General features: G+C 42.8%; 5 protein-coding genes. All 5 read right to left on the bottom strand.

The window, feature by feature from the left end:
• Window positions 1-192 precede the first annotated feature (192 nt).
• Genes NTU69_11870 through NTU69_11890 form a run of 5 tightly spaced genes read right to left on the bottom strand, consistent with a single transcriptional unit; the run spans window position 193 to window position 4,735 of the window.
• Window positions 193-882, bottom strand: coding sequence for an ABC transporter ATP-binding protein (locus tag NTU69_11870; protein MCX5804204.1), 690 nt, complete (start codon window positions 880-882; stop codon window positions 193-195).
• Entirely contained in the window at window positions 870-1,619 is a 750-nt protein-coding gene (locus NTU69_11875) for an ABC transporter ATP-binding protein (GenBank protein MCX5804205.1), read from the bottom strand. Before NTU69_11875 ends, NTU69_11870 begins: the two co-directional genes overlap by 13 nt.
• Window positions 1,620-1,622: 3 nt before the next feature.
• Window positions 1,623-2,579 (bottom strand): branched-chain amino acid ABC transporter permease, encoded by a 957-nt coding sequence (locus tag NTU69_11880; protein ID MCX5804206.1) that lies wholly within the window; start codon window positions 2,577-2,579, stop codon window positions 1,623-1,625.
• A gap of 13 nt (window positions 2,580-2,592) precedes the next feature.
• The gene (locus tag NTU69_11885; GenBank protein MCX5804207.1) at window positions 2,593-3,456 is read right to left on the bottom strand and encodes a branched-chain amino acid ABC transporter permease; all 864 of its coding nucleotides are present in this window, start codon (window positions 3,454-3,456) and stop codon (window positions 2,593-2,595) included.
• Between the two features lie 55 nt (window positions 3,457-3,511).
• Window positions 3,512-4,735 (bottom strand): ABC transporter substrate-binding protein, encoded by a 1,224-nt coding sequence (locus NTU69_11890; protein ID MCX5804208.1) that lies wholly within the window; start codon window positions 4,733-4,735, stop codon window positions 3,512-3,514.
• Between the last annotated feature and the right edge of the window lie 18 nt (window positions 4,736-4,753).

A 4,753-nucleotide genomic window follows, 5' to 3' on the forward strand; every position in this document is an offset into this window, starting at 1 on the left:
ATTTAAGGGAAACAAGGGCAATCGGGTTTTACAGGCAGGCAGCAAAAGAGGCCAAGAATAAGAGGGTAAAACAGATATTTCAGGCCCTTGTTGAGGTAGAAACAGACCACTTAAAACTGTCAGAGGAGAGACTGAGATAATGCAGTGAATAGTGATTAGTGAATTGTTGTAGATCGGCAGGATCTGTTAATTTTATACCATCAGATATTTCTTTTTGACTTCTTCGTTCGCTTCAAGTTCTGCAACTGTGCCCTCAAAGCGAATCCTGCCATTGTCAATAACGTAAACCCTGCTTATCATCTTAAGGGCGGATTTTATATTTTGTTCGGATAAAAAGATGCTGATCCCTGCATCCCTTAATTTTAGGATTTGTTTTTCAAGGTCGCGGACGATTAATGGTGCCAGCCCTTCAGTAGGCTCATCGAGGAGGAGAAGCTCCGGACTACCCATGAGTGCCCTTGCAATGGTAAGCATCTGTTGTTCGCCGCCACTTAAGTTCCCAGCCCTTCTTGTTCTTATCTCTTTGAGAGCAGGAAATAGTTCATATACTCTTTCCTTGTTCCATTCATTTCCCCTGCTATGAACAATCTCAAGATTATCATCTACCGTGAGGTCTGCAAAAACTCTTCTATCATCAGGAACATAGCCTATACCTTTCCTGAATAGTAAGTAAGGTTTTTCTCCTGTTATATTTTCCCCTTTGAACATGATGTTCCCTTCTTTTGGAGGAGTTAATCCCATTATGCTTCTTATTGTTGTGCTTTTCCCTGCCCCGTTTCTGCCGAGAAGACCTACCACTTCACCTTCAGAGACCTTAAGGGACACATCGAATAAGATATGACTCAATCCATAATAGGTATGTATTCCATTTACATCAAGCATACATCACTCCCGCCGAGGTAAGCATCCTGCACTGCCTGATTGCACCTTACTTCATCACAGGTGTCTTGAATAATCGTGGCGCCCCGGACCATAACCATAATCCTGTTTGCGATTCCAAAAACAATTTCCATGTCGTGCTCGCAGAACAGAATGGTGAGCCCCATCTTTTCTCTGAGTTGTTTGATAAGGTCAATACAGCGGGCTGTCTCATCTGGAGACATACCGGCAGTTGGTTCGTCAAGGATTAAAAACTCAGGATTTCCTCCCAGGGCAATAGCAATCTCAAGCACTTTCCTGTCACCATGGGAAAGGGCACCGCTTATGTTATTCCGTTTGTCTATAAGGCCAACATTTTTAAGTATCTCATTTGTCTCTTCAATCACCATTTTCGTCGCAGCGGTAAAAAGATTCCATGTCTTTTTCTCACGGGATAATATGGAAACCTGGACATTCTCAAAAATCGATAGTCTCTGGAATACATTGACGACCTGGAAAGAACGGGAAATACGCTTTCTGCAAATATCGTACGGAGGAAAACCGGTAATGTCTTCGTTCTTGAAAAAAACTTTGCCATTATCAGGTTTTAAAATCCCGGTGATGAGATTAAATAGTGTGGTTTTACCTGCCCCGTTAGGGCCGATTACCGCCACAATCTCGCCTTTATTCACCTCAAGATTTGCATTATTTACCGCTTTGAACCCGTCAAATGACTTCGAAATCGATTTTACTTTTAACACCAACTACTCCTTTATTACCGGCTCTATTATTCTCCGTTTCAGTTTTTCCTCCATATATCCGAGCACCCCGTTTGGAAGGAAAAATATCACAAGCATCATGATAATGCCAAGAACAAGCGCCCAATAGACAGTAAAGGTACTTACAAAAGTCCTGAGTGCTATTATTATTGCGGCCCCGAGCATTGGTCCCAGGAAGGTAAACCAGCCACCAAGCAAGCACATGATGAGAACCTCAAGTGAAAGTGTCCAGAAGAGCATGTCAGGAAAAACGGTAGTATCTACTACAACAAAAAGCGAACCTGCAACACCTGCAAAGAACCCTGCAATTACTAATGCCAGGAGTTGATGAATTTTGACGTTTATGCCTATCATTTCACAACGTACCGGGTTATCACGTATCCCCTGGAGGGCACTACCAAAAGGGGATTTTATTATTTTATACATCAAAAAAAGGCAGATTAGTGTAACAATAAGCGTAAAGTAATAGGCACCATTTTGGGACGAAATGATCTCAGGTAGTGGAATACCGTGAATACCGTCATCTCCACCTGTAAAAGAGTACCACCTGTAGATTATTATCCACACAAGAGAACCAAGAGAAATCTGAAGCATACCAAAGTAGAGCTTTGAGAGCCTGATGCAAATCCAACCCATAATAAGTCCAAGGATTGCTGCTACTACTGGTCCAACAATAAAACTTAACCATGGGGTAAGTTCTGTCCTCGTGAGCATAAGTGCTGTGCCATAAGCACCAACACCATAAAATACTGCATGGTGAAACTGAAAGATCCCTCCATAACCGAGAACAAGGTTAAGGCTTGTTGCAAGGAGACCGGTGAGTAAAATAATGGATAACAGGTAGATGTAGAACCTTGGTAAAATGAGGGGTAAAAGGAACATGAGAATAAGTACAGCAACCAACCAGATACAATTCTTCCCCTCTAACATGCCTTTCAACATATTGCGCTCCTGATCACCACGTCGATTTGAGAAGCCCTGTAGGTCTAAATAATAACACTACAATCACTGCGGCATAGGGAAAGACAATTCCAAATTGAGACCAGACCAGGATACCCAGCGACTGCGTCAGACCAAAGATGAGAGCGCCAAGAAGCGCTCCCCAGATGCTGCCCAAACCACCTATAATCACAATGAGAAATGCCTCTATAATAAGTGTATGGTCCATTCCCAGCGTTACACTCACCGTAGGTGCAACAAGCACGCCCCCAAGTCCAGCTAACAGGCAGCCAATGACAAACACGATAGCAAATACCCAACTTACATTAATACCAACAGCACCTACCATTTCCCTGTCAACTGCGGCGGCTCTTGAAATTTTTCCTATCTTGGTTTTGTTCACGATAAGCCATAGACCCACTGCTACTATCGGACCAACGAAAAGGAGGAATAGATTATAGAGAGGAAAAGGCAACTCGCCAAATAAATTAACAAATCCCTGAAATACATGGGGCACGGGTACTGATTTGTACTCCGTACCCCATACAATTTTAACAAGGTCACCAAAAACCAGAGACACTGCAAATGTGAGCAAAAGAAGCATGAGGTGTTCCCTCTCATAGAGATACTGAAAAAGCCCCCTTTCTGCTATAAGACTCACAAGTGCTACCCCAAGTGGCGCACCAATCAGCGCTAACCAGAAACCCAGATCTCCACCACCAAAAACCTTGGAGATAGTGAATGCCATAAAGGCCCCTATCATATAAAGGGAGCCATGTGCAACATTTGGAATACGGAGTACCCCCAGTATAAGGCTTAAGCCAGAAGAGACTATGAAAAGGATAACGGTACGGCTCAAACCCACGAAGATCTGGCTCAAGACTCTGGGTGGAATGATCGAGTATATAACGTCCATCTACCTTGCTTCAGAAGATTTATTGTTTATATTTACGCATTTTCCTCATTTCATCACAGGTTGGCATGTAATCCTTACCAGGGATGGTCTCAATGTCAGCAGCTATCAGGAAATCATATTTTGGGTTCTTCTTTGTTACACCGTAGTACATAGGTAAAACAAGCTGATGGTCGCATTTCCTTACCTCTAATTTCCCAACAGGGCTATCAAGTGCCATGCCTTCAAGGGCATTAATGAACCTTTCTTTGTCTACTTTTCCAGCTTTCTTAAAGCCCTCGGCGATGAACTGGGCAGCCATATACCCATAAAGCGCTCCAACCTTAGGAAATCTGTTATAAGCCTTTTTGAATTCTGCTACAAAAGCATTATTTGCAGGTGTATCTGGATAATAGAAGAGATAGTTCGCAGTTCCGTATACACCCTCTGGCGCATTTTGACCCTGCGGTACCAGTGTAGAAGCTTCTATAGCGGTGTGCTGAAAGAAGGGAGCCTTTTTGTTAAAACCAGTTGCCTGAGCTGCCTTCTGAAAATTTACCATTCCAGAACCGCCTGTAGCTACGATTACAAAATCAGGCTTGGCTGCGAGAATCTGTGTAATATAGGGAGTAAAATCTGCCTCACCTACCTTCCACCAGGATTGGCCAATCAGTATGGATTTTGGGTTTACTTTCTGGACGTTCTCCCATACGTTATTTGCAATTGAGTGCCCATACTCATAATCATCACCGGCAATCCAGTACTTCATATATGGTTTTTTGCCAATGGCAATACCGGCAGCCCTGCCTGCCATGAGAGCATTCTCGTTCATACCGAATACGTAACGGTGCCCTTTTTCACCAACAATTTTATCGCTCTTTGAAAAAGTTACCAAAAACGGAACCTTTTCCTTCTTCACAAAATCGGATATCGCAAGCGCTGTAGCACTGTTGATTGTCCCCATAAGAATGTCTACTTTCTCTTTCAGAACAAGTTCTTTTGCCATGGCAAGTCCGATATCCGGCTTAAACTTTTCATCTCTTGTAGTAAATTCAATTTTTTTACCGAGAACTCCACCCTTTGCATTAATCTTTCCAACGGCCAGCTTGAAACCATCCAGAACGTCGTTGGTATAGGTGGTTGCAGGGCCTGTATAGGTATCAACAATGCCTACCTTAATCGTATTTGCCGCATTGGATGTCGGACACATAAAAAATAGACCAAACAAACTGACCAAAAAAATTGAAAACCATTTTGATTTTTTCATAATACTACCCCCTTCAAA

The organism is Pseudomonadota bacterium (assembly GCA_026388215.1).
Classification (GTDB): domain Bacteria; phylum Desulfobacterota; class Syntrophorhabdia; order Syntrophorhabdales; family Syntrophorhabdaceae; genus JAPLKF01.

What these genes read in the sequence shown, in the direction of transcription:
- NTU69_11870 (MCX5804204.1), bottom strand. Translation starts at nt 882, where the DNA reads ATGCTTGATGTAAATGGAATACATACCTATTATGGATTGAGTCATATC.
- NTU69_11880 (MCX5804206.1), bottom strand. Translation starts at nt 2,579, where the DNA reads ATGTTGAAAGGCATGTTAGAGGGGAAGAATTGTATCTGGTTGGTTGCT.
- NTU69_11890 (MCX5804208.1), bottom strand. Translation starts at nt 4,735, where the DNA reads ATGAAAAAATCAAAATGGTTTTCAATTTTTTTGGTCAGTTTGTTTGGT.